This window comes from Solimonas terrae (genome assembly GCF_011067135.1).
In the GTDB taxonomy this organism is placed as follows: Bacteria; Pseudomonadota; Gammaproteobacteria; order Nevskiales; family Nevskiaceae; genus Solimonas; species Solimonas terrae.
In genome coordinates, this window is the sequence record NZ_JAAMOW010000007.1 from 34,796 (window position 1) to 55,593 (window position 20,798).

The 20,798-nt window shown below is 65.8% G+C and carries 23 protein-coding genes and 1 other RNA gene; 11 read left to right on the forward strand and 13 right to left on the reverse strand.

Annotated elements, in window-relative coordinates:
• Window positions 1–33: 33 nt before the first annotated feature.
• From rsmH to rnpB, 3 genes are all read right to left on the reverse strand, one after another.
• Window positions 34–918 carry a 16S rRNA (cytosine(1402)-N(4))-methyltransferase RsmH gene (rsmH, locus tag G7Y85_RS13600; RefSeq protein ID WP_166258037.1) on the reverse strand — a complete coding sequence of 295 codons (885 nt, stop codon included), beginning with the start codon at window positions 916–918 and terminating at the stop codon, window positions 34–36.
• A 60-nt stretch (window positions 919–978) separates the two neighbouring features.
• A complete protein-coding gene (gene mraZ / locus G7Y85_RS13605; RefSeq protein WP_166258040.1) occupies window positions 979–1,509 on the reverse strand; it encodes a division/cell wall cluster transcriptional repressor MraZ in 531 nt (176 codons plus the stop codon).
• A 301-nt stretch (window positions 1,510–1,810) separates the two neighbouring features.
• Window positions 1,811–2,211, reverse strand: an RNA gene (rnpB, locus tag G7Y85_RS13610) — RNase P RNA component class A.
• Between the two features lie 72 nt (window positions 2,212–2,283).
• On the opposite strand from rnpB, the gene G7Y85_RS13615 reads away from it, so the two are divergent.
• Window positions 2,284–2,718, forward strand: coding sequence for an SRPBCC family protein (locus G7Y85_RS13615; protein WP_166258043.1), 435 nt, complete (start codon window positions 2,284–2,286; stop codon window positions 2,716–2,718).
• A complete protein-coding gene (locus G7Y85_RS13620) occupies window positions 2,718–3,482 on the forward strand; it encodes an ABC transporter substrate-binding protein (RefSeq protein ID WP_166258046.1) in 765 nt (254 codons plus the stop codon). The genes G7Y85_RS13615 and G7Y85_RS13620 overlap by 1 nt, the downstream gene beginning before the upstream one ends.
• Window positions 3,483–3,486: 4 nt before the next feature.
• Here G7Y85_RS13620 and G7Y85_RS13625 read toward each other — a convergent pair whose 3' ends face one another.
• The 8 genes from G7Y85_RS13625 to G7Y85_RS13660 form a co-directional block, all read right to left on the reverse strand.
• A complete protein-coding gene (locus G7Y85_RS13625; protein ID WP_166258049.1) occupies window positions 3,487–3,960 on the reverse strand; it encodes a DUF2726 domain-containing protein in 474 nt (157 codons plus the stop codon).
• Between the two features lie 81 nt (window positions 3,961–4,041).
• Window positions 4,042–5,346, reverse strand: a complete 1,305-nt coding sequence (gene hisD / locus G7Y85_RS13630; RefSeq protein ID WP_166258053.1) for a histidinol dehydrogenase — start codon at window positions 5,344–5,346, stop codon at window positions 4,042–4,044.
• Window positions 5,346–5,990, reverse strand: a complete 645-nt coding sequence (hisG, locus tag G7Y85_RS13635; protein WP_166258056.1) for an ATP phosphoribosyltransferase — start codon at window positions 5,988–5,990, stop codon at window positions 5,346–5,348. The genes hisD and hisG overlap by 1 nt, the downstream gene beginning before the upstream one ends.
• An 85-nt stretch (window positions 5,991–6,075) precedes the next feature.
• The gene (locus G7Y85_RS13640) at window positions 6,076–6,921 is read right to left on the reverse strand and encodes an NYN domain-containing protein (protein WP_166258060.1); all 846 of its coding nucleotides are present in this window, start codon (window positions 6,919–6,921) and stop codon (window positions 6,076–6,078) included.
• A gap of 138 nt (window positions 6,922–7,059) precedes the next feature.
• Window positions 7,060–8,325 carry a UDP-N-acetylglucosamine 1-carboxyvinyltransferase gene (murA, locus tag G7Y85_RS13645; protein ID WP_166258063.1) on the reverse strand — a complete coding sequence of 422 codons (1,266 nt, stop codon included), beginning with the start codon at window positions 8,323–8,325 and terminating at the stop codon, window positions 7,060–7,062.
• A gap of 75 nt (window positions 8,326–8,400) precedes the next feature.
• Entirely contained in the window at window positions 8,401–8,619 is a 219-nt protein-coding gene (locus tag G7Y85_RS13650) for a BolA family protein (RefSeq protein ID WP_166258066.1), read from the reverse strand.
• 2 nt (window positions 8,620–8,621) lie between these two features.
• Window positions 8,622–9,389, reverse strand: coding sequence for an ABC transporter permease (locus tag G7Y85_RS13655; RefSeq protein ID WP_166258069.1), 768 nt, complete (start codon window positions 9,387–9,389; stop codon window positions 8,622–8,624).
• Complete coding sequence (locus tag G7Y85_RS13660) at window positions 9,386–10,357, reverse strand: ABC transporter ATP-binding protein (RefSeq protein ID WP_166258072.1); 972 nt, start codon at window positions 10,355–10,357, stop codon at window positions 9,386–9,388. Before G7Y85_RS13660 ends, G7Y85_RS13655 begins: the two co-directional genes overlap by 4 nt.
• 47 nt (window positions 10,358–10,404) lie before the next feature.
• On the opposite strand from G7Y85_RS13660, the gene G7Y85_RS13665 reads away from it, so the two are divergent.
• The 6 genes from G7Y85_RS13665 (at window position 10,405) to lptB (ending at window position 15,371) form a co-directional block, all read left to right on the forward strand.
• Complete coding sequence (locus tag G7Y85_RS13665) at window positions 10,405–11,874, forward strand: cryptochrome/photolyase family protein (protein WP_241696181.1); 1,470 nt, start codon at window positions 10,405–10,407, stop codon at window positions 11,872–11,874.
• A gap of 71 nt (window positions 11,875–11,945) precedes the next feature.
• Window positions 11,946–12,917 (forward strand): KpsF/GutQ family sugar-phosphate isomerase, encoded by a 972-nt coding sequence (locus G7Y85_RS13670; RefSeq protein ID WP_166258078.1) that lies wholly within the window; start codon window positions 11,946–11,948, stop codon window positions 12,915–12,917.
• A 25-nt stretch (window positions 12,918–12,942) separates the two neighbouring features.
• On the forward strand, window positions 12,943–13,455 hold the full coding sequence (locus G7Y85_RS13675) for a KdsC family phosphatase (RefSeq protein WP_166258081.1): 513 nt from the start codon (window positions 12,943–12,945) through the stop codon (window positions 13,453–13,455).
• The gene (gene lptC / locus G7Y85_RS13680) at window positions 13,452–14,021 is read left to right on the forward strand and encodes an LPS export ABC transporter periplasmic protein LptC (RefSeq protein ID WP_166258084.1); all 570 of its coding nucleotides are present in this window, start codon (window positions 13,452–13,454) and stop codon (window positions 14,019–14,021) included. Before G7Y85_RS13675 ends, lptC begins: the two co-directional genes overlap by 4 nt.
• On the forward strand, window positions 14,005–14,640 hold the full coding sequence (gene lptA, locus G7Y85_RS13685; RefSeq protein ID WP_166258087.1) for a lipopolysaccharide transport periplasmic protein LptA: 636 nt from the start codon (window positions 14,005–14,007) through the stop codon (window positions 14,638–14,640). Before lptC ends, lptA begins: the two co-directional genes overlap by 17 nt.
• Window positions 14,637–15,371, forward strand: coding sequence for an LPS export ABC transporter ATP-binding protein (gene lptB / locus G7Y85_RS13690; RefSeq protein WP_166258090.1), 735 nt, complete (start codon window positions 14,637–14,639; stop codon window positions 15,369–15,371). Before lptA ends, lptB begins: the two co-directional genes overlap by 4 nt.
• On the opposite strand, the gene G7Y85_RS13695 is transcribed toward lptB, so the two are convergent.
• Entirely contained in the window at window positions 15,344–16,192 is an 849-nt protein-coding gene (locus G7Y85_RS13695; protein ID WP_166258093.1) for a DUF817 domain-containing protein, read from the reverse strand. The two genes, lptB and G7Y85_RS13695, sit on opposite strands and share 28 nt — an antisense overlap.
• A gap of 404 nt (window positions 16,193–16,596) precedes the next feature.
• On the reverse strand, window positions 16,597–17,820 hold the full coding sequence (locus G7Y85_RS13700) for an argininosuccinate synthase (RefSeq protein WP_166258096.1): 1,224 nt from the start codon (window positions 17,818–17,820) through the stop codon (window positions 16,597–16,599).
• Window positions 17,821–17,987: 167 nt separating this feature from the next.
• On the opposite strand from G7Y85_RS13700, the gene G7Y85_RS13705 reads away from it, so the two are divergent.
• Genes G7Y85_RS13705 through G7Y85_RS13715 form a run of 3 tightly spaced genes read left to right on the forward strand, consistent with a single transcriptional unit; the run spans window position 17,988 to window position 20,730 of the window.
• On the forward strand, window positions 17,988–18,455 hold the full coding sequence (locus tag G7Y85_RS13705; protein ID WP_166258099.1) for a VOC family protein: 468 nt from the start codon (window positions 17,988–17,990) through the stop codon (window positions 18,453–18,455).
• A 29-nt stretch (window positions 18,456–18,484) separates the two neighbouring features.
• The gene (gene rnt, locus G7Y85_RS13710) at window positions 18,485–19,213 is read left to right on the forward strand and encodes a ribonuclease T (RefSeq protein ID WP_166258102.1); all 729 of its coding nucleotides are present in this window, start codon (window positions 18,485–18,487) and stop codon (window positions 19,211–19,213) included.
• The gene (locus G7Y85_RS13715; protein WP_194241184.1) at window positions 19,213–20,730 is read left to right on the forward strand and encodes a glucan biosynthesis protein G; all 1,518 of its coding nucleotides are present in this window, start codon (window positions 19,213–19,215) and stop codon (window positions 20,728–20,730) included. Before rnt ends, G7Y85_RS13715 begins: the two co-directional genes overlap by 1 nt.
• The last annotated feature ends 68 nt before the right edge of the window (window positions 20,731–20,798 follow it).

The following is a 20,798-nucleotide window of genomic DNA, read 5'->3' on the forward strand; positions in this document are numbered from 1 at the left end:
CGCAGCGGTCGCGCGAACACATCGCCGGTGCGCTCATGGCAGGCGCTCGGCAATGCGTAGCACGGCGCTGCGCGCCCGCGGATTCGCACTGGCCTCTTCGCGCGTCGGGAACTGCTTGCCGTGCAGCTTCAACGTCGGCGTCTCGCTGCGCGCCGAATCGCGCAGATAACGTTTGACGATGCGGTCTTCCAGCGAGTGGAACGCGATCACGACCAGGCGACCGCCGGGCTTCAGCACGCTGACAGCCTGCTGCAAACCCTCGGCGAGCACGTCCAGCTCGCGATTGACGTGGATGCGGATCGCCTGGAAGCTGCGCGTCGCCGGGTGGATGTGGTGCGAGCGCGGGCCGGGCACGCCGGCAATCAGATTCGCCAGCTGGGCGGTCGTGGTCAGCGGCGCGGCAGCGCGCGTTTCGACGATGCGCCGTGCAATGCGACGGCTGTTGCGTTCGTCGCCATAGCGCCAGATCACGTCGGCGATCTCCGCTTCTTCGGCACGCGCCAGCCAATCCGCGGCCGACTCGCCGGCCTGCGGATTCATCCGCATGTCGAGCGGGCCGTCCTTGCTGAAGCTGAAGCCGCGGCCCGCGTCGTCGAGCTGCGGTGACGACACGCCGAGGTCCATCAGCACGCCATCGATCTGCCCGGCGACGCCGATCGCCGCAGCGGCCTGGGCGAGTTCTGCGAAGTTGCGGTGATGAATGGTCAGCCTCGGCTCGTCGCCGAAGCGCTCGCGCGCATGGGCAACCGCCTGCGGATCCTGATCGAGTGCATGCAGATGTCCCTGCGCGCCGAGCCGTTCGAGGATCGCGGCGCTGTGGCCGCCGCGGCCGAAGGTGCCGTCCACGTAAATACCGGCGTCGCGGACCGCAAGGCCGGCGACGGCTTCATCGAGCATCACCGGACGATGCAGGTTCATGGCGCGGTCAGGCCCGCTCCGGTGCAAGGCTGGGGCGAGGTCGAATGGCATTGCCGGCGCTCACCGCTTCAGGGTCCGGAACGCTTCGTGGGCGCTCTCGCCGAACAGCGTCGAGCCGTTGCCGAAGCGCGCCTCGTACTCGTTCGCCGCCCACAGATCGAAGCGGCGGATCTGACCCATCAGCACGGCGGGCCCCTCGAGTTTGGCAATCTTGCGCAGATTGGGCGGGATGAGGATGCGCCCCTGCTTGTCCATCTCGGTGTCGGCGGCAAAGCCGATGGTGATCGCCTTGGCACGCTCGGCGTCGACGCGATCGACCATGTTCTCGATGTCGTCGGCGAGGCGTTCGAATTCCGGCATCGGGTACATCACGAGGCAATCGGGATCGGGGCCGCGAGTCACCACCAATTGTCCGCCGCAACGTTCGGACAGGTGCTGACGAAAGCGCGCCGGGACGGCCAGGCGGCCTTTCTCGTCAATCGAAAGATGATGTGACCCGGAAAACAACATGCGCGCTGTGAGGCGTCCCCCACTTTCTCCCACTTTCCACCACTTGAAGCTGACTATATCCCACCACCCCCCCTCGCGCAAGCGTCCTTTCCGGCAAAAATCGCGTTGAAACAGCGGCTTACATCCCGCGACGCCATCGAACTAACAATCTCTTTTACAAACACCCGCTTAGACAAAAAAGCTCATGTGGAAAGCTGGCCAAACCTGTGTCCGCGCTGAGTTTTCGTTCATGAAGACTTCAGCTTGAGTGCGCGCGTCGTCGCGGGGCTGTCTTTCGAGATGAAAGCCATACTATTGATATAAAATCTATCAAAAATACACACTCCTGACGCACCAGTGGTGCGCATCAGACTCGTGGCTGAGCGCCATAGTGGGGCAAAAAGAGGGGAGTCGGCCTGTAAGCCGGGTTCTGTGCGAACGCTTGCGCGTCCCGACAATCATTCCTCTAGGCAGCGCATCACTGCGACGCTCAAGCGACCTACCCGGAAGGCGCGTGGGCCACGCGTCCCGTCGTTGCCGACGAGCCCTTCCCTATTTGGTCTTGCTCCCGGTGGGGTTTGCCGTGCCGTTTCCGTTACCGGAACCGCGGTGCGCTCTTACCGCACCGTTTCACCCTTGCCACGCCATCGCGATGCCTTGCAGCGACCTCGATGCGTTCGGCGGTCTGTTCTCTGTTGCACTTTCCGTCGGCTCACGCCGCCCAGGCGTTACCTGGCACCTTGCCCTGCGGAGCCCGGACTTTCCTCCCCTGCAAGATGCAGCGGCGATTGCCCGGCCGACTCCCGCGCGCATTATCGGCGCTTTCGAGCGGCTGCGCTGCTAGAGTTTTCATTCCCGTTTCTTCAGGATCGTCCGATGGCCCAGCGCGAAGTGCATTTCCACGAGCAGATCAATGCACCGATCGACCGCGTTTTCGAATTTCTGGCCGATCACCAAAATTTCGCCGCGCTGTTCGGCGGCAGGTGCACGCGCATCAAGCCCGGCGACGACGCGGCCGAGCCGAATGGGGTCGGCTCGGTGCGACGCATCGGTCCGGGCCCGCTCGCCTTCGACGAAACCATCGTCGTCTTCGATCGGCCACAACGGATCGACTACACGATCAGTCGCGGCAGCCCTCTGAAGAATCATCTCGGCAGCATTCGTCTGCGCAACACCGGCGCCGGCACCGAGATCGACTACGTGATTCGCGCCGAAGGCCGGCTGCCGGGTCTTGGCGCCCTGGCCGGTCATGCTTTGGCGCTGGCCTGGAAGGCGAACGCACGCAAGCAGTTCGCGAAAATCGAGGCTTGATGCGAGTCGTTTCGCACACCTGCTCGAACACCGAGATCGTCTGCGCACTCGGCGCCCGGGACCAGCTGATTGCCGTCGACAGCGACTCCGATCATCCGCCCGAGGTCGTCAGCGAACTCGTGCAGCTCGGTCGCGATCTGCAACTCGATGTCGACGCAGCCATGGCCTTGAAGCCGGACCTGGTGCTGACCTCGCTGACGGTTCCCGGTCACCAACGCATCGTCGCCGAATTCGCGGCTCGCGGCGTCCCGCACGTGGTCTGCAACCCGCAGAATCTCGGCGACGTGTTCGACGACATTCACCGCATCGCGGCGGCGCTGGCGATCCCCGAACGCGGCGAGCGCCTGGTTGCCGAGATGCAGGCCGCCATGCCGCTGCAGTCACAGCGCGATGATGCGCCGCGCGTGCTCGTCGAATGGTGGCCGAAGCCGGTGATCGGCGCTGCCCGGCGCTCATGGGTCCACGACCTGATCGAACGCGCCGGCGGCCGCAATGCGCTCGGCGCGGCCGACATGCAGACCCACAGCTACGCGGCGGGTGAGCCGCCCGCCGAGGACATCGATCTGATCGCCATGAGCTGGTGCGGCGTGAAGGTCGACAAGTATCGCGCCGACGTGGTGGTCCGGCGCGACGGCTGGCAGGACGTTCCAGCGGTTCGCGATGGCCGCATCGTCGCCATCAGCGAGGAATTTCTCGGCCGCCCCGGACCGCGACTCGTCGAAGGCTACCGGCAACTGCGCGCAGCAATCGAAGCGATCGATTGAGTGACTACGAAAGATTGGTGACGGTAATTCCCAGAAGCTCGCGGATGGCCTGACCGCTCGGCAGCCGCTCCGGCTCCAGTCGAACAAGCCGAATGCCCGCGGCCGACAGGGCACGACTCTTGTCGCGATCCCGCTCAGCCTGCTTCTCGTCTCGGTGCGATGCACCGTCGAGCTCCACCACCGCGATGATTGCGAAGTTTTGATCGCAAATCACGAAGTCGACATACTTCTTGTCGAACTTCCACTGCCACGCCTGCGCTTGACGCTCGCCCTGTCGCACCTTGAGAAAGCTCTGCATCGCAACCTGCGCCAAGATGACGTGATCAGGCAGCGCTTCCGAGAAGCGGTGAAAGAGCACCGCTTCGGATCGCTGCATCAAATCCCTTCGCTGCAGCGGCCAGGCGCCACTCGTGTCAAGTTTTCCCTTCGCGAGATTCGGCTTGGACGGAGTACTGGCCCGCTTGAGCAACACGCTCATCGCAAGCACTGCGAGCACGAGCAAGACGACAACCCCACTCATCGCCAGTTACACCGTGTCCGTGCCGGGACGACGGTCATATCAACCGCGGTCCCGCGCACTTTGCGCATGCGCCTGCAAACCCTCGGCGTCGGCGATGCGACCGGCGATCCGTGCGAGCGTCCGCGCGCCGTCGACCGAACAGTCGATCAGGCTGCTGCGCTTCTGAAATTCGTAAACGCCGAGCGGATTCGAGAAGCGTGCCGCGCGCGACGTCGGCAGCACGTGATTGGGACCCGCACAGTAGTCACCGAAAGCCTCCGGCGTGTGGCGCCCGAGGAAGATCGCACCGGCGTGGCGGATCTTCGGCAACAGGGCGCGTGGCGCATCGACGGCGAGTTCGAGATGCTCCGGTGCGATGCGGTTCGAAACCGCGCAGGCCTCGTCGAGATCGCGTACCAGGATCAACGCACCGCGCCCGGCGATCGACGCGCGCACGATGGCCTCGCGCGGCAGCGTCGTGACACGCTCGGCCATCGCGGCGGCAACGCGGTCGAGAAAATCGGCGTCCGGTGAAATCAGGATCGATTCGGAGTCCTCGCCGTGCTCGGCCTGCGAAAACAGATCCATCGCGATCCAGCGCGGATCGGAGCCGCGATCGCTGATGACGACGATCTCGCTGGGCCCGGCGATCGAATCGATGCCGACACGGCCGAACACGGCGCGCTTGGCAGCCGCCACATAGGCATTGCCGGGCCCGACGATCTTGTCGACCGCGGGAATCGTTGCGGTACCGAAGGCCAGCGCCGCGACCGCCTGCGCGCCACCGATCGTGAACAGGCGATCGACACCGGCCAGATGCGCGGCAGCGAGGACAACGGGATTGAGTTCCCCACCCGGCGCCGGCACGACCATGACGATGTCGTCGACGCCGGCGACCTTCGCCGGAATCGCGTTCATCAACACCGACGACGGATACGCTGCCTTGCCACCCGGCACATAAATGCCGACGCGCTCGAGCGACCGCACCTCCTGACCGAGGGTATTGCCGAGCGCGTCGGTGTACGCGAACGGCGCCAGCTTCTGGTGTTCGGCGTAGGCGCGGATGCGCTCGGCGGCGGCCGCCAGCGCCGCGCGCAGATCGGCCGGCAGTCCGTCCCAGGCCTGCACCCAGGCCGTCTTCGATATCTCGAATTCGCTGGCTGACTGCAGGCTGCGACGGTCGAAGCGGTTGCTCAGTTCGAGCAGTGCGCGGTCGCCGCGCACACGGATGTCGGCGACGATTTCGTCGACGACGCGCGTGACCTCGATACTGGTCTCCGGCGCGCGATCCAGCAACGCATCGAGCTGCGCCGGAAATTCCGCGTCCCGGCTGTCGAGTCGCCGGATTTCCATTCCAGGGGCCATCAAGCCGCCTTCCTGCCCTGCTGGCTGGCGCGCCGGATCTGTTCGAGCAGCGTCGTGATCTGCCCGTTCTTGGTCTTCAGCGCCGCCTTGTTGACGACCAGACGCGAACTGACCTGACAGATGATCTCGGTTTCAACCAGACCATTAGCGCGCAACGTCGAGCCGGTCGCAACCAGATCGACAATGACGTCGGCCAGCCCGACCAGTGGCGCGAGTTCCATCGAGCCGTACAGCTTGATGATCTCGACCTGCTCACCCTTGTCGGCAAAATGCCGGCGCGTGATTTCCGGATACTTGGTGGCGACGCGCAGACGCCGACGCGGATCGCGCGGCAGCGCATCCTTCCTCGCGGCGACCGACAGCCGGCACTTGGCGATGTCCAGATCGAGCGGCTCGTACAGTTCGGCGCTGCCGTTTTCCATCAGCACATCCTTGCCGACGATGCCGAGATCGGCGGCACCGTACTCGACGTAGGTCGGCACATCGGTCGGCCGGATGATCAGCAGCGAGACGCCGGGCGTGCGCGACGGCACACGCAGCAGGCGATCGATGTCGCCGGCGGGATCGAGGCCGATGCGGGCCAGAAACGGCAGGCTTTCTTCGAGGATGCGGCCCTTGGAAAGGGCCAGGGTCAGGGCGGTCATCGCCGTATCGCTCTAGGGAAAAACACTCAGGGGGCGCGATTGTACCCGCAGCCTCGTGACACCGCGCGCACGCGCCGGGCGCCCGTCAGGCGGCCGCCTTGGGATCGCGCAGATAGACGGTCTTCTGCCGGCCGTCGGCCGATTTGCGTTCGTCGATCTCGAACAGGCCGGCGGCAGCCACCAGTTCGCTGAGTTTCCTGTACCCGTAATTACGCGAGTCGAAGTCGGCGCGACGCTTGGCGATCAGATTGCCGACCGCGCCCAGCGTCGCCCAGCCGTCGTCGTCGGCGGCATCGTCGATCGCCTCCGCCAGCAGCTCGTGCAGTTCGACATCGGTCTTCGGATCGCTCTTGGCATCGTGGCGAACATCGGCAGGACGTTCGGCCTCGGCCGGCTGCGCCGTCGGGCGCTGCGGCTTCTTCGCGGCCCGCGCCTTGGCCGGCGGCAGCGTTGCCGCTTCATTCCCCTTCTCGGGCCTGGCTTTCGGGGCGGCCCCGCGCAGCACATCGAGATAGATGAACTTGTCGCAGGCGGCGCGCAGCGACACCGGTGTCTTGCGTTCGCCGAAGCCGTAGACGGTCAGGCCGGCTTCACGCAGGCGCGACGCCAGGCCGGTGAAATCGCTGTCGCTGGACACCAGGCAGAAACCGTCGAAGCGTTCGCTGTACAGCAAATCCATCGCGTCGATGATCATGCGGCTGTCGGTCGCGTTCTTGCCGGTCGTGTAGCCGAACTGCTGGATCGGCTGGATCGCGAGGTCCAGCAGCACCTTCTTCCAGCCTTTCAGGTTGTCGGTCGTCCAGTCGCCGTAGATGCGCTTGACGTTGGCCGTACCGTACTTCGCGATTTCGGCGAGCAGCGCGGTGGCAATCGACGGCTGCGTGTTGTCGGCATCGATCAGCACGGCGAGCTTCTTGGTCGGTTCCGCCATGACAGGACCTCAGCGCAGGTGAAATTTGCGTCGCAAGCGACGACCGGTGCGCCACCGCGGCGACGCCTTCGCAGCGTACATCAGGACGTGCGGCCTGCGGGCGGTCTGCGCCAGGGGCAGCGCCGATCGCGATCAGGGTCAGATCAGCCTGGCGACGCGCTTGATCCTGGCACCCAGCGCCGCGAGCTTGCCTTCGATGTCTTCGTAACCGCGATCCATGTGATAGATGCGATCGATGAAGGTCTCGCCATCGGCGGCCAGCGCGGCGATCACCAGCGAGGCCGAGGCACGCAGATCGGTCGCCATGATCGGCGCCGCCTGCAGGCGCTCGCGGCCGGTGATCACCGCGGTGTTGCCTTCGATGCGGATGTCGGCGCCCAGGCGCAGCAGTTCCTGGGCATGCATGAAACGGTTCTCGAAGATCGTTTCCTTGATCACGCCGACGCCTTCGGCCAGACAGTTCAGCGCCATCATCTGCGCCTGCATGTCGGTCGGAAAACCGGGGTGCGGCATGGTGTGGATATTGACCGACGACGGACGCTTGCCGTGCATGTCGACTTCGATGAAGTCCGGGCCGGTCGAGATCTTGGCGCCGGCCTGCTGCAGTTTGACGAGCACGGCATCGAGCATCGCCGGGTCGGTACGATTGACGCGCACGCGGCCGCGCGTCGCGGCGCCCGCGACCAGATAACTGCCGGTCTCGATGCGGTCCGGCAGCACCGAATGCTTCGCGGCGTGCAGCGCGCCAACGCCCTGCACGCGGATCGTCGTCGTGCCGTCGCCTTCGATCTTCGCGCCCATTGCCCGCAGGCAGCGCGCCAGATCGACGACTTCCGGCTCGCGCGCGGCGTTCTCCAGCACCGTCTCACCGTCGGCGAGCGTCGCCGCCATCATCAGGTTCTCGGTGCCGGTCACGGTCACGGTGTCGAAGACGATGCGCGCCCCCTTGAGGCGCCTGGCCTTGGCGTGGATGAACCCGCCATCCAGGGTGATCTCCGCGCCCATCGCTTCCAGGCCCATCAGGTGCAGATCGACCGGACGGGCGCCGATCGCGCAACCGCCGGGCAGTGACACATGCGCTTCGCCGCGACGCGCAACCAGCGGCCCGAGCACGAGGATCGACGCACGCATGGTGCGCACCAGCTCGTACGGCGCGACACAGGTCGTGATCGGCCTGGCGTCGACGATCATTTCGTGCGCCGCCGGCTCGTCGACCGTGCATCCCATCTGGCTCAGCAGCTTGCGGGTGGTGTTGATGTCCCACAGTTTCGGCACATTGGTCACATGCAGCGGCTCGTCGGAGAGCAGCGACGCACAGAGGATCGGCAGCGCCGCGTTCTTCGCGCCGGAGGCATCGATCACGCCTTCCAGCGGGCCGTTGCCGGCGATGATGAATTTGTCCATGGTTCCTGGTGACGGGTGAAGAACGATCGATGATCGTCAGGCGATTCGCGGTTTCGTTACCCGAATCGGAAGGGCTCAGGCGACCCGCGTCGTGAGCTTCAACGCGTGAATCTCGCGCCCCATCTTCTCGCCGAGTGTCGCGTAGACCAGACGATGCTGGGCAAGCAGCGCCTTGCCGGCGAACTCGGCGCTGACCACCATGGCTTCGAAGTGCTGGCCGTCGTCACCGATGACGGTGACCTGCGCGCCCGGCAGGCCGGTTTCGATCAACTGGCGGATTTCATCTTTGGTCATGGTCATCGCTTCAGCTTGTAGCCGGTGACGAGCATCCACATGCAGACCGCGGAGGCCAGGGCGAAGAAACCGAAACTCCACAGCACGCTGTAGAGGATCGGCACGTCGGCGTGACCGAAGAAGCCGTAGCGGAAGCCGTCGATCATGTAGAAGAACGGATTGAAATGGCTGGCCTTGAACCAGAGCGGCGGCAAGGCGTGCACCGAGTAGAACACGCCGGACAGAAACGACAGCGGCGTGATGAAGAAATTGGTGAACGCGGCGATGTGATCGAACTTTTCGGCGACGATGCCGGCAATCAGCCCGAGCGCCGCCAGACTGCCGGCCGACAACACGAACATCACGAGCAGCGCCAGCGGCGCATGAATCGGCAGATGCACGAACGGCACCGTGACCAGCAGCATTGCGCAGGCGACCAGCATGCAGCGGAACAGCGCCGCGATGATGTACGCGCCGAACCATTCCAGCGGCCCGAGCGGCGCCATCTGCAGGAATACCAGATTGCCCATCATCTTCGATTGCGTGAGGCTGGACGAGGTGTTGGCGAATGCATTCTGGATCACCGTCATCATCACCAGGCCCGGCACCAGGAATTCGCCGTAGCCGACGCCAGGGTAGACCGGCGCCCGGCCTTTCATCGCCTGCGCGAACACCAGCAGATACAGCAGCGCGGTAATGACGGGTGCAATGACGGTCTGGCCGAGGACCGACCAGAAGCGCATCACTTCCTTCTTCAGCAAGGTGACGAAGCCGAGTTGATCGGGGCTCATTTCGGCGCTCCGGCCGCAACCGCTCCGACCGGGTGACCGGTCAGCTCGATGAAGATGTCTTCGAGGTCGGGCTCGCGCGTGTGCACGTCCTCGATGCCGATGCCGGCCGTGCGCAGCGCGTCGAACACGCCACCGATCGGATTGCGGCTGGTTTCGAGTTTCAGCTCCAGTGCGCCATTGACCTCGCCGGTCACCAGCGGCATCAACCCTTCCGGCAGCTGCGCACCGTCCACCAGCTTGATGCGCAGGAAACGGTAGGGATGCCGCGCAAGCAGGTGTTGTGTCGGCTCGATCACCGCGACACTGCCGCGATCGAGGATCGCAATCCGCGAGCACAGCTCCTGCGCTTCTTCCAGATAGTGCGTGGTCAGCACGACGGTCGTGCCCTGGCGGTGCAGATCGCTCATGAACGCCCAGGTGGTGCGCCGCAGTTCGACGTCGACGCCGGCGGTGGGCTCGTCGAGGATCACGACCGGCGGCTTGTGCACCAGCGCCTGCGCAATCAGCACGCGACGCTTCATGCCGCCGGACAGGGCGCGCATCGAAACGTTCGCCTTCGCCGACAGATCGAGACGCTCCAGCATTTCGTCGATCCAGGGCCAGACTTCCTTGCCGCAGCCGTAGTAGCCGGCCTGGATGCGCAGCATGTCGCGCACCTTGAAGAACGGATCGAACACCAGCTCCTGCGGCACGACGCCGAGCCGCCGGCGCGCCGCGCGGTAGTCGCGCACGGTGTCGTGCCCGAGCACGCTGACGCTGCCCTCGCTGGCGTGCACGAGGCCGGAAATGATGCTGATCAGCGTCGACTTGCCGGCGCCGTTGGGGCCCAGCAACGCGAAGAACTCGCCGCGACGGATATCGAAGCTGACGCCGCGCAGGGCCTCGAGCGCGCCATAGCGCTTGCGAATGCCGCGGATTTCGATGGCGCTGGCGGGCGCTGCGGCGGTTGGCGCGGATGTGGAAGTCATGGAAGACCGTCATTATACGGCCGTACACGGCCCACCCAGCGACGATCTTGAGCAAAAAGCCCGAATCCCGGACCTCGACCGCCATCGTCTGGTTCCGCCGCGACCTGCGCCTGACCGACAACCCGGCACTACAGGCGGCACTGGCGCGTCACGAACGCATCGTGCCGGTGTTCGTCGCCGATTTCGCGGCCGAGGCGTCGTGGGCGCCCGGGGCCGCCAGCCGCTGGTGGCTGCATCACAGTCTGGTCCGGCTCGAAAACGCGTTCGCCGGCCGCGGCAACGCCCTGCTGATCCGCCGTGGCGCCAGCCTCGCCGAACTGCGCCGCCTGATTGCGGAGACCGGCGCCGAAGCGGTGTACTGGAATCGCCTGTACGAGCCGGCGCTGATCGAGCGCGATCGCGTCGTCAAGGCGGCGCTGCGCGAGGACGGAATCATTGCGCAGAGCTTCCGCGCCGCGCTGTGGCACGAACCCTGGAATCTGAAGACCGCTGCCGGCGAACCGTATCGCGTGTTCACGCCGTTCTGGCGCAAGCTCGTCGGCGAGCTGCCGCCGTTGCAGATTCACGCCGCCCCGGCCCGGATCAAGGGCCTTTCGGGCAAAGTGGCCGGCCTGTCGCCCGACGCGCTGGAACTGCTGCCGAAGCTTGACTGGGACACGGGCTTCTATGCGCGCTGGCGGCCCGGCGAAGACGGCGCGCTGCACGCCCTCGACAATTTCGTGCGCGGCGGCCTCGGCCATTACACCGACGGTCGCAATTTGCCGGCGCGCCGCGACACCACCGGCTTGTCGCCGCACCTGCATTTCGGCGAGATCTCGCCCCAGCAGATCCGCGCCGCGATCGTCCGGCGGGCTGGCGGCATCGCCAGGCTCGAAGCCGACGGCGAACAGGTGCTGCGCGAACTCGGCTGGCGCGAATTCGCCCACCATCTGCTGTTCCATTTTCCGCAGACGCCCGAGCACCCCCTGCAGACGAAATTCGCCGACATGCCGTGGCGCCCGGCGAAAAGCCGCGCTGCCGACCTGGCCGCCTGGCAGCGCGGCCGCACCGGTATCCCGATCGTCGACGCCGGCATGCGCGAGCTGTGGACCACCGGCTGGATGCACAACCGCGTGCGCATGATCGTGGCGTCGTTTCTCACCAAGAACCTGCTGATTCCCTGGCAGGACGGCGCGCGCTGGTTCTGGGACACACTGCTCGATGCCGACCTCGCGAACAACACGCTCGGCTGGCAATGGACCGCGGGCTGCGGCGCCGATGCCGCCCCGTACTTCCGCATCTTCAATCCGCTGCTGCAGGCGGAGAAATTCGACGCCGACGGCGCCTACCTGCGCCAGTGGCTGCCGGAACTCGCCACCCTGCCGGCCGACGCGCTGCGAGCGCCCTGGCTGGCGCGGCCCGAGGTACTGAATCGCGGCGGCATCCGTCTCGGCACCGACTATCCGGCGCCGATCGTCGATCTGGCGGCATCGCGCAAACGCGCGCTGGCGGCCTACGCCACCATCAAATCGGCCTGAGCCGCCGTCGGCGCCGGCCGGCCGGCCGGTATACTGGGCGACCCCAAACGAGGCCAACGTTCTTGGAACGCATGGATTCCGCAAAGCTGCAAAGCCTGGGCCGCCGAGCCATCGAGATCGAACGCGACGCGCTCAGCGCGCTGCTGCCGCGCATCGATGCTCGCTTCGCGCGCGCCTGCGAACTGATGCTCGCCTGCACCGGCCGCGTGGTCGTCACCGGCATGGGCAAATCCGGGCACGTCGGCAACAAGATCGCCGCGACCCTGGCATCGACCGGCACACCGGCGTTCTTCGTGCATCCCGGCGAAGCGAGCCACGGCGATCTCGGCATGATCACGCGCCAGGACGTCGTGCTGGCGATGTCGTATTCCGGCGAGACCGCCGAAATCGTCACGCTGCTGCCGCTGTTCAAGCGCATGGCCGCACCGCTGATCGCGATGACCGGCAAGCCGCGCTCGACGCTGGCGATGGCCGCGGACGTGCACCTCGACGTGTCGGTCGACAAGGAAGCCTGCCCGCTGAATCTGGCGCCGACCGCCAGCACGACGGCGACGCTGGCGATGGGCGATGCGCTGGCCGTCGCACTGCTCGAAGCACGCGGCTTCACACCCGAGGATTTCGCGCTGTCGCATCCGGGCGGCTCGCTCGGCCGCAAACTGCTGCTCAAGGTCGGCGACGTGATGCAGAGCGGCGACCGTCTGCCGAAGGTGTCGCCGGAGACCCGGCTCAGCGCCGCGCTGCTGGAAATGTCGCGCAAGGGCATGGGCCTGACCGCGATCGTCGATACCGAGGATCGCGTGCTCGGCGTGTTCACGGACGGCGATTTGCGCCGTGTGCTCGATCAGGGCATCGATGTCCGCGAAGTGCGCGTCGACGCCGTCATGACGCGCGGCGGCAAGACCGTGCGCGGCTCGCAACTCGCCGCCGAGGCAGTCGCGCTGATGGAAAAGCACAAGATCACGGCGCTGCTGATCGAAGACGAAGCCGGACATCTGCAGGGTGTCGTGCACATGCACGACCTGCTGCGTGCGGGCGTCGTCTGATGCGCACGCCGGCACGGATACGCGCATGAAGCGGCTGGACGACGCGGAACTGCAGGCGCGCGCGGCGAACATCCGCTGCCTGTTCCTCGACATCGACGGGGTCCTGACCGACGGCAAGCTCTACATCGGCGCCAACGGTGAAGAAACCAAGACCAACTACGTGCGCGACGGTCTCGGCATCAGGATGATGCTGAAGGCCGGCCTGCAGGTTGCCGTGATCAGCGGCCGCCCGTCCGAATCGATGCGCGCGCGCCTGAGCTGGCTTGGTGTCGAGCACATCGCGCTCGACACCGAAGACAAGGCGCCGGCCTACGTCCGCATCCGCGATGCGCTCGGCCTCGCCGACGCGCAATGCGCACACATGGGCGACGACACGCCGGACCTGCCGCTGATGGAACGCGTCGCGCTCGCGCTCAGCGTCGCCGACGCGCATCCAAAGGCACTGAGCGCCGCACACTGGGTTTCGCGCTACAACGGCGGCAACGGCGCCGTGCGCGAAGCGATCGATCTGATCCTCGAAGCGCAGGGCCGGGCATGAGCAGGCTGTGCGCCTGGCTGCCGTTCGTGCTGCTGATCGCGGCAGCCGCGTACATCGTCTCGCACAGCATGCGGCGCAACGCGGAACTCGCCGGCGGCACGCCGGCGGCCGGCGAACGCGTGCCGACCTATGTCGCCGATCAGGCGACCTGGGTGCGCTATGGAGTCGACGGCACGCCGCAGGTGCGCGCGCAGGCCGAACGCATCGACTACTACGATGACCGCTCGATCGCGATGACCGCGGTGGTCGTCGACAGGCTGGGCGGCACGCAGGGCCACTGGCATCTGGAAGCCGCGCGCGGCAGCGTGCCGCCGGACGCGCAGCGCATGCTGCTGCAGCCGGACGTGGCGATCCGCGGCGAGACGGCATCCGATCTGCCGACCACCATCGCCGCGCGCGATGTCTGGGTGGACTGGCAGCTGCGCACGATCAGCTCCGACCAGCCGGTGCAAGGCAGTGCGCCGAATCGCGCCGTTTCCGCGAAAGGCTGGCAGACCGATTTCGACGCCACGCACATCCAGATGAAGGGCAATGTGGAGGTTCAGTACGATGCGCCCAGCCGCTAGTGTTTCGGTCCTTGTCGGCCTGGTGCTGAGCACCGGCGCGCTCGCCGCCGAACCGTCGGCGCCCGCGGCCGCAGCGCCGGCAGGCGCGACGGCGACCAAGGCCGATGCCAAGCCGGACGCTCGCAGCCAGGCGGAGGAAATGCGCCCGACCGGACCGGTCACGGTCAAGGCCGACAGCGCCGAATGGGTACAGAACAATCAGATGAAGTACACCGGCAACGTGTCGATGACATCCGACACTCTGGTCGTGCACGGCGACACGATGGAAGTGCACCAGGCCGCCGACGGCCAGTTCGAAGCCTGGATTCACGGCCAGCCGGCGACGATGGACCACGCCGCCGACCCGCAGGCGACCGGCGCGGCGGCCAGGCCGCTGCATGCCGAGGCCAGGGAAATCCACTACGACTCGCAAAGCGGCACGGCCGATCTTACCGGCGGCGCGCACGTCAAACGCGGCGACGACGAGGTCGACGGCGAGACCATCGGCTATGTCGTGCCGGAGCGTCGCATCCGCGCCGCCAGTGGCGGCAATGGTCAGGTGACGATCACCTTCCAGCCGCCGCCGGCAAAAAGTCAGGGCCCGTCATCCGACAAGAAACCGAAGGCGAAGACACCGTGAGCAGCTCCTCGACCCTGTCGGCATTCGCGCTGGTCAAGCGCTTCAAGAAGCGCAATGTGGTGCGCGATGTCTCGCTGTCGGTGACCAGCGGCGAGATCGTCGGCCTGCTCGGTCCGAACGGTGCCGGCAAGACCACGTCGTTCTACATGATCGTCGGCCTGATTCCGGCGGACGGCGGCCGCATCGAACTCGACGGCAAGGACATCACGGCACTGCCGATGCACGCCCGTGCGCGGCTCGGTCTCGGCTACCTGCCGCAGGAGGCCAGCGTGTTCCGCAAGCTGTCGGTCAAGGACAACATCCTCGCGATCCTCGAACTGCGCAAGGATCTGAGCGCCGATCAGCGCGAATCCGAACTGGAGCGCCTGCTCAGCGAACTGCACATCACGCACATCCGCGAGGCCGAAGGCCAGGCGCTGTCCGGCGGCGAGCGGCGGCGCGTCGAGATCGCCCGCGCACTGGCCGCCAATCCGCGCTTCATCCTGCTCGACGAACCGTTCGCCGGCGTCGATCCGATCGCGGTCGGCGACATCCAGCAGATCGTCCATCATCTGAAGGAACGTGGCATCGGCGTGCTGATCACCGATCACAACGTGCGCGAAACCCTGTCGCTCTGCGAACGCGCCTACATCCTCGCCGAAGGCCAGGTGATCGCCGAAGGCTCGCCGGACGCGTTGCTCTCCAACGAGACGGTGCGCAAGGTTTATCTCGGCGAACAGTTCCGGCTCTGATCGAAGCCGGCGAGCGAAGGATGGCGCAGGCGCGACAGCAGGAACGAGCCGCCATCCGGAACCCCGAGTGAGGCCTTCAGACCCTTGAGGCGCGCGATCAGCACGAAACTGAGAATCACCAGCAGCGCCCAGGAACTGATCTTCGCGTAGTGCACGCTGTGCCAGACATCGCGCTGATCCGGATAGCGCCAGGCGCCGAAGAACGTCGCAATGTTCTCGGCCAGCCAGATGAAAAAGCCGATCAGCAGGAACGACAGCACCAGCGGCACGCCGTAGCGGCGCTCGCCGACGCGAAAGTCAACGCGCGTCTTCCACATCAGGGCGACCAGCGCCGCCGCCAGACCCCAGCGCTGATCCGGAATCCAGGCATTCGTGAAGAAGTTCACGTACAGCAGGATCGCGAACAGATTGGCGACGTCGCTCGGATACTCGCTGAAATGCAGATCGAAGCGGCGGAACGCCTGCACGATGTAGCTCGCGACCGCGGCGTACATGAAGCCGCTGTACAGCGGCACGCCCCGGAATTTCGTATAGGCGAATTCCGGATACGCCCAGGAACCGTGATGCGTCTTGAACAGTTCCAGCGCCAGGCCGAAAACGTGGAACAGGCAGATGACCAGCGCCTCGTCGAGGGTCTCGATGCGGGTCAGCAGCATCAGTGCCTGTACCGCCAGGCACCAGAGCAGCAGAAAGTCATAGCGCGGAATCGGCAAGCTCAGGAACTTGCTGAGCGCCAGCCCGCCGAAGATCGCCACCGCGAACAAGCAGCACTGCGCCTCGATGCGCGCGAACAGCAGCAGATCGCGCAATGCAGTCAGCACGGCCGAATCAGTCTGCGCCCGCCACCGAGCGGAATCGCTCTCATGCTCATCGTCTGCTCCGAATCTCTGGGTCTACGACGCAGTCACCCACCTGGCGCAAAAAGGCACAAGGCCCGTTCGACGGGCCTTGCGCTAGATACTTCGCGGACGCTCGCTGAGTCGCCGTCGCGAGCAGTGCCGAGGTCGCGTCTGTCGCGCACAGCTGTGCTGAAGCACAGCGAGCACGGCAGGCGCGAGATCGGCGCGCGCAGCAGGCGAATCAGCGAGCGTCGCGCTTGGCACCGGTCCGCAGGCGCAGGCCGTTGAGGCGAATGAAGCAGAGCCGCGAGCCAGCCGGCGAGGGACCCGCGCGCAGCGCGGGATCGACGGCAAGGCGAGTCGGCTCCCAGGGCTTCAGCCGCTGCTCAGCGCTGGTCGCGCTTTGCACCGGTACGCAGGCGCAGACCGTTCAAGCGGATGAAGCCCTCGGCGTCCTTCTGGTTGTACGCACCACGATCGTCCTCGAAGGTCGACAGCGTCGCGTCGAACAGCGAGTCCTTCGAGCGACGCCCGAGGTTGTAAACCGCGCCCTTGTAGAGCTTGAGGCGGACCTCGCCGTTGACGCGCGTCTGCGTGTCGTCGATCAGTGCCTGCAGCGCGCGACGCTCCGGGCTCCACCAGTAGCCGTTGTAGATCAGGCTGGCGTACTTGGGCATCAACTCGTCTTTCAGGTGCGCCTGTTCGCGATCCAGGCACAGCGATTCGATCGCGCGGTGCGCCTTCAGCAGGATGGTGCCGCCCGGCGTTTCGTAGCAACCGCGGCTCTTGATGCCGACATAGCGGTTCTCGACCAGATCGAGGCGGCCGATGCCGTGCGTGCCGCCGAGCTGGTTGAGTTTGTCGAGAATCTGGAACGGCGAGCCGCGCACACCGTCGATCGCCACCGCGTCGCCCTTGTCGAACTCGATGGTGATGATCTGCGCCTCGTTCGGAGCGTCCTCCGGATTCCGGGTCCAGCGCCAGATGCCGTCGTCCGGCGACCACCACGGATCTTCGAGGCCGCCCCCTTCGTAGCTGATGTGCAGCGCATTGGCGTCCATCGAGTACGGCGAACCACCGTCCTTCTTCTTGGTGATCGGAATCTGGTGTTCGGCGGCGTAGGCGAGCAGCTTCTCGCGCGAGTTCAGGTCCCATTCGCGCCACGGCGCGATGACCTTGGCTTCGGGCCAGAGCGCATAGGCACCGAGCTCGAAGCGAACCTGGTCGTTGCCCTTGCCGGTCGCGCCGTGGCTGATCGCATCACAGCCGGTCTCGCGCGCGATCTCGACCAGACGCTTGGCGATCAGCGGCCGCGCGATCGACGTGCCGAGCAGGTACTCGCCCTCGTACAGCGCGTTGGCGCGGAACATCGGAAACACGAAGTCGCGCGCGAATTCCTCGCGCAGGTCGTCGATGAAGATTTCCCTGACGCCGAACTGCCGCGCTTTCGGCCGCACGTGGTCGAGCTCCTCGCCCTGGCCGATGTCGGCGGTGAAGGTCACGACTTCGGCGTCGTAGGTGTCCTGCAGCCATTTGAGGATGACCGAGGTGTCGAGGCCGCCGGAATAGGCGAGCGCGATCTTGCGGCGTGAGGAACTTTGCTTGCTCATGGTCGTCAGACGAACGGAAAGCCGTGAAGGCAGGTGTGGATGGGCCGGCTCGAGGCGCGCGATTATAGAGCCTGCGCCGCGACACGACTGCAGGTGCAGCGGATCGTGGTCGTGAAGCGGGTATCATGCTCGGCCCGATTCCGCCGCCACGCCACCAGGAGAGCCCGATGACGAAATCCGCCAAACCGGTCCCGGACGGCAGCCTCGGCGCGACGCCGTACCTCGCCGTGGCGGGTGCCGCCGATGCGATCGCCTTCTACCGACAGGCTTTCGGCGCGGTCGAAACCATGCGCATCGCCGGCCCGGACGGCAAGATCGGCCATGCCGAACTGAAGCTCGGCGCGGCAACGCTGATGCTGGCCGACGAATCTCCGGCGATGGGCATTCACGGTCCGCTGACGCTGGGCGGCTCGCCGGTCACCGTGCATCTGTACGTCGACGATGTCGATGCCTTCACGACGCGGGCGGTGGCTGCCGGACTGAAAATCGTCAAGCCGGTCGCAGACCAGTTCTACGGCGATCGCGGCGGCAAATTCGTCGATCCGTTCGGCCATCTCTGGTGGTTTGCGAGCCGCATCGAGAACCTGTCGAACGACGAAATCCAGCAACGCGCACAGTCGCTGTTCGGCAACTGAGCCCGCCCTCCCCCACGACACGGACCCGCATGTCAGCCAGCAGTGAGCCGCTCGCGGCACAACCCGAAGAACGCCGGTTCAAGGTCGGCCACCGCTTCCGTGGCTTCCTGCCGGTGGTCGTCGACGTTGAAACCGGCGGTTTCAACGCGCAGACCGACGCGCTGCTGGAAATTGCCGCGGTCATCCTCGGCATCGACGAGCACGGCCGGCTGTTCCGCCGCGAGACCAGCTTCGCGCACGTCACGCCGTTCCCGGGCGCGAACATCGAGAAGGCGGCGCTGGAAGTCACCGGCATCCGCATCGACAGTCCGCTGCGGCTGGCGATGGCCGAGAAGGATGCGCTCGATCACGTGTTCCGCGTCGTCCGCCGCGCGGTGTCCGAGAACGGCTGCACGCGCGCGATCCTGGTCGGTCACAACGCGCATTTCGATCTCGGCTTCATCAACGCCGCTGTCGCGCGCACCGGCTACAAGCGCTGCCCGTTCCATCCCTTCAGCGTGTTCGACACCGCGACCCTGGCCGGCGCCGCGATCGGCCAGACCGTGCTGGCGCGTGCGCTGCAGGCGACCAAGCTCGGCTACGAGGCCGAATCGGCGCATTCGGCAATCTATGATGCGGAAAAGACGGCAGACCTGTTCTGCCTGCTGGTGAATCGCATGCAACCGCTGTTCGAGGAAGCCACCGCTGGCGGTGGCGCGAGCGAATCGGACCCTTCGCCCGCACAACTGGCCTTCAACGCAGACAACGACGGAACGTGATGACACGCAAGGCACTCCTGGCAACGTTGCTGCTGGCAGCCGGAACGCTGACCAGCCATGCCGCACTGGCTTTTGATTTCAACGATGTCGCCAGGCGTGCCAAGACGCTTGCCGACAAGCCGTTCGTGCGTCCGGACACGCAGCTGCCGAAAGTGCTGACCGATCTCAACTACGACCAGTACAAGCAGATCAGGTACAAGCCCGACAAGGCACTCTGGCGCGGCAACAAATCGCCGTTCGAGGTGCAGTTCTACCATCCGGGTCTGTACTTCAATCAGATCGTCAAGATGAATCTGGTCACGGTCGACGGCGTGCGCAAGATTCCGTTCCAGCCGGAGAACTTCGACTACGGCAGCAACAAGATCGATCCGGGCAAGCTGCAGGATCTCGGCTTCGCCGGTTTTCGCGTGCATTATCCGCTCAACGACAAGAACGTCGAGGACGAGCTGATCGCCTTCCAGGGCGCGAGCTATTTCCGCGCGCTGGGCAAGGACCAGGTCTACGGCGAGTCGGCACGCGGTCTGGCGATCGACACCGGTGAACTGTCCGGCGAGGAATTCCCGGTGTTTCGCGAGTTCTGGATCGAATGGCCGCGCCCTGAAGACCACGAACTGACGATCTACGCGCTGCTCGACTCGCGGCGCGTGACCGGCGCCTACCGCTTCAAGGTGCGGCCCGGCGACTCGACCGCCACCGAGATAAAGGCCCGACTGTATTTCCGCGACAGCATCGGCAAGCTCGGCATCGCGCCGCTCACCAGCATGTTCCTGTACGCATCCAACCAGCCGTCCGCCAACGAGGACTATCGCCCGGAAGTCCATGACTCCGAGGGCCTGTCGATCGAAAGCGACAGCGAATGGGTCTGGCGCCCGCTGGTCAATCCGAAACGGCTGCTGATGACCTCGTTCGGCGAGCTCAATCCGCGTGGCTTCGGTCTCATGCAGCGCGATCGCCTGTTCGCGCACTACGAGGACCTCGACACCCGTTACGACCGCAAGCCCAGCGTCTGGGTCGTGCCGAAAGGCGATTGGGGACGCGGACGCATCGAGCTCGTGCAGATTCCGACCAAGGACGCGACCAACGACAATGTCGTCGCCTACTGGGTGCCGGAACAGACGCCGAAGGCCGGCGGCCAGATGGACCTCGAATACACCCTGTTCTGGCAAGCCAATCAGGAAACCAGGCCACCGCTGGCCTGGGTCGCGCAGACCCGTCGCGGCCGCGGCTGGACCGACACGCCGGACGACACGCTGCGCTACGTCATCGACTTCCAGGGTGGCCCGCTCGATTTCATGAAACCGGACGAGCGGCCGGTGGCCGGACTGTGGGTCAACGACAACGGGGAAATCGTCGATCGCCAGCTGGTCAAGAACGATGTCACCGGCGGCTGGCGCGTGATCATGCGCGTGCGCCGCAGCGACGACAGCAAGCCCCTGGAAATGCGTGCGGTGCTGCGCAAGGGCGACGACAACATCTCGGAAACCTGGGCCTACATCCTGCCGCCGGAACCGCACTGAGGCCGGACGGTCGCGCGGCGGATTCATCGCCGCTTCAGCGCGCTGCGGGTTTCATCGCGGGACTCGGC

Coding starts and splice junctions, on each gene's coding strand:
- G7Y85_RS13705 (WP_166258099.1), top strand. CDS start 17,988: ATGACGAAATCCGCCAAACCGGTCCCGGACGGCAGCCTCGGCGCGACG.
- G7Y85_RS13620 (WP_166258046.1), top strand. CDS start 2,718: ATGCGAGTCGTTTCGCACACCTGCTCGAACACCGAGATCGTCTGCGCA.
- hisG (WP_166258056.1), bottom strand. CDS start 5,990: ATGACCGCCCTGACCCTGGCCCTTTCCAAGGGCCGCATCCTCGAAGAA.
- lptA (WP_166258087.1), top strand. CDS start 14,005: ATGCGCCCAGCCGCTAGTGTTTCGGTCCTTGTCGGCCTGGTGCTGAGC.
- G7Y85_RS13625 (WP_166258049.1), bottom strand. CDS start 3,960: ATGAGCGTGTTGCTCAAGCGGGCCAGTACTCCGTCCAAGCCGAATCTC.
- G7Y85_RS13650 (WP_166258066.1), bottom strand. CDS start 8,619: ATGACCAAAGATGAAATCCGCCAGTTGATCGAAACCGGCCTGCCGGGC.
- G7Y85_RS13715 (WP_194241184.1), top strand. CDS start 19,213: ATGACACGCAAGGCACTCCTGGCAACGTTGCTGCTGGCAGCCGGAACG.
- G7Y85_RS13700 (WP_166258096.1), bottom strand. CDS start 17,820: ATGAGCAAGCAAAGTTCCTCACGCCGCAAGATCGCGCTCGCCTATTCC.
- rnt (WP_166258102.1), top strand. CDS start 18,485: ATGTCAGCCAGCAGTGAGCCGCTCGCGGCACAACCCGAAGAACGCCGG.
- murA (WP_166258063.1), bottom strand. CDS start 8,325: ATGGACAAATTCATCATCGCCGGCAACGGCCCGCTGGAAGGCGTGATC.
- G7Y85_RS13655 (WP_166258069.1), bottom strand. CDS start 9,389: ATGAGCCCCGATCAACTCGGCTTCGTCACCTTGCTGAAGAAGGAAGTG.
- G7Y85_RS13615 (WP_166258043.1), top strand. CDS start 2,284: ATGGCCCAGCGCGAAGTGCATTTCCACGAGCAGATCAATGCACCGATC.
- G7Y85_RS13670 (WP_166258078.1), top strand. CDS start 11,946: ATGGATTCCGCAAAGCTGCAAAGCCTGGGCCGCCGAGCCATCGAGATC.
- lptC (WP_166258084.1), top strand. CDS start 13,452: ATGAGCAGGCTGTGCGCCTGGCTGCCGTTCGTGCTGCTGATCGCGGCA.
- G7Y85_RS13660 (WP_166258072.1), bottom strand. CDS start 10,357: ATGACTTCCACATCCGCGCCAACCGCCGCAGCGCCCGCCAGCGCCATC.
- rsmH (WP_166258037.1), bottom strand. CDS start 918: ATGAACCTGCATCGTCCGGTGATGCTCGATGAAGCCGTCGCCGGCCTT.
- G7Y85_RS13675 (WP_166258081.1), top strand. CDS start 12,943: ATGAAGCGGCTGGACGACGCGGAACTGCAGGCGCGCGCGGCGAACATC.
- hisD (WP_166258053.1), bottom strand. CDS start 5,346: ATGGCCCCTGGAATGGAAATCCGGCGACTCGACAGCCGGGACGCGGAA.
- G7Y85_RS13640 (WP_166258060.1), bottom strand. CDS start 6,921: ATGGCGGAACCGACCAAGAAGCTCGCCGTGCTGATCGATGCCGACAAC.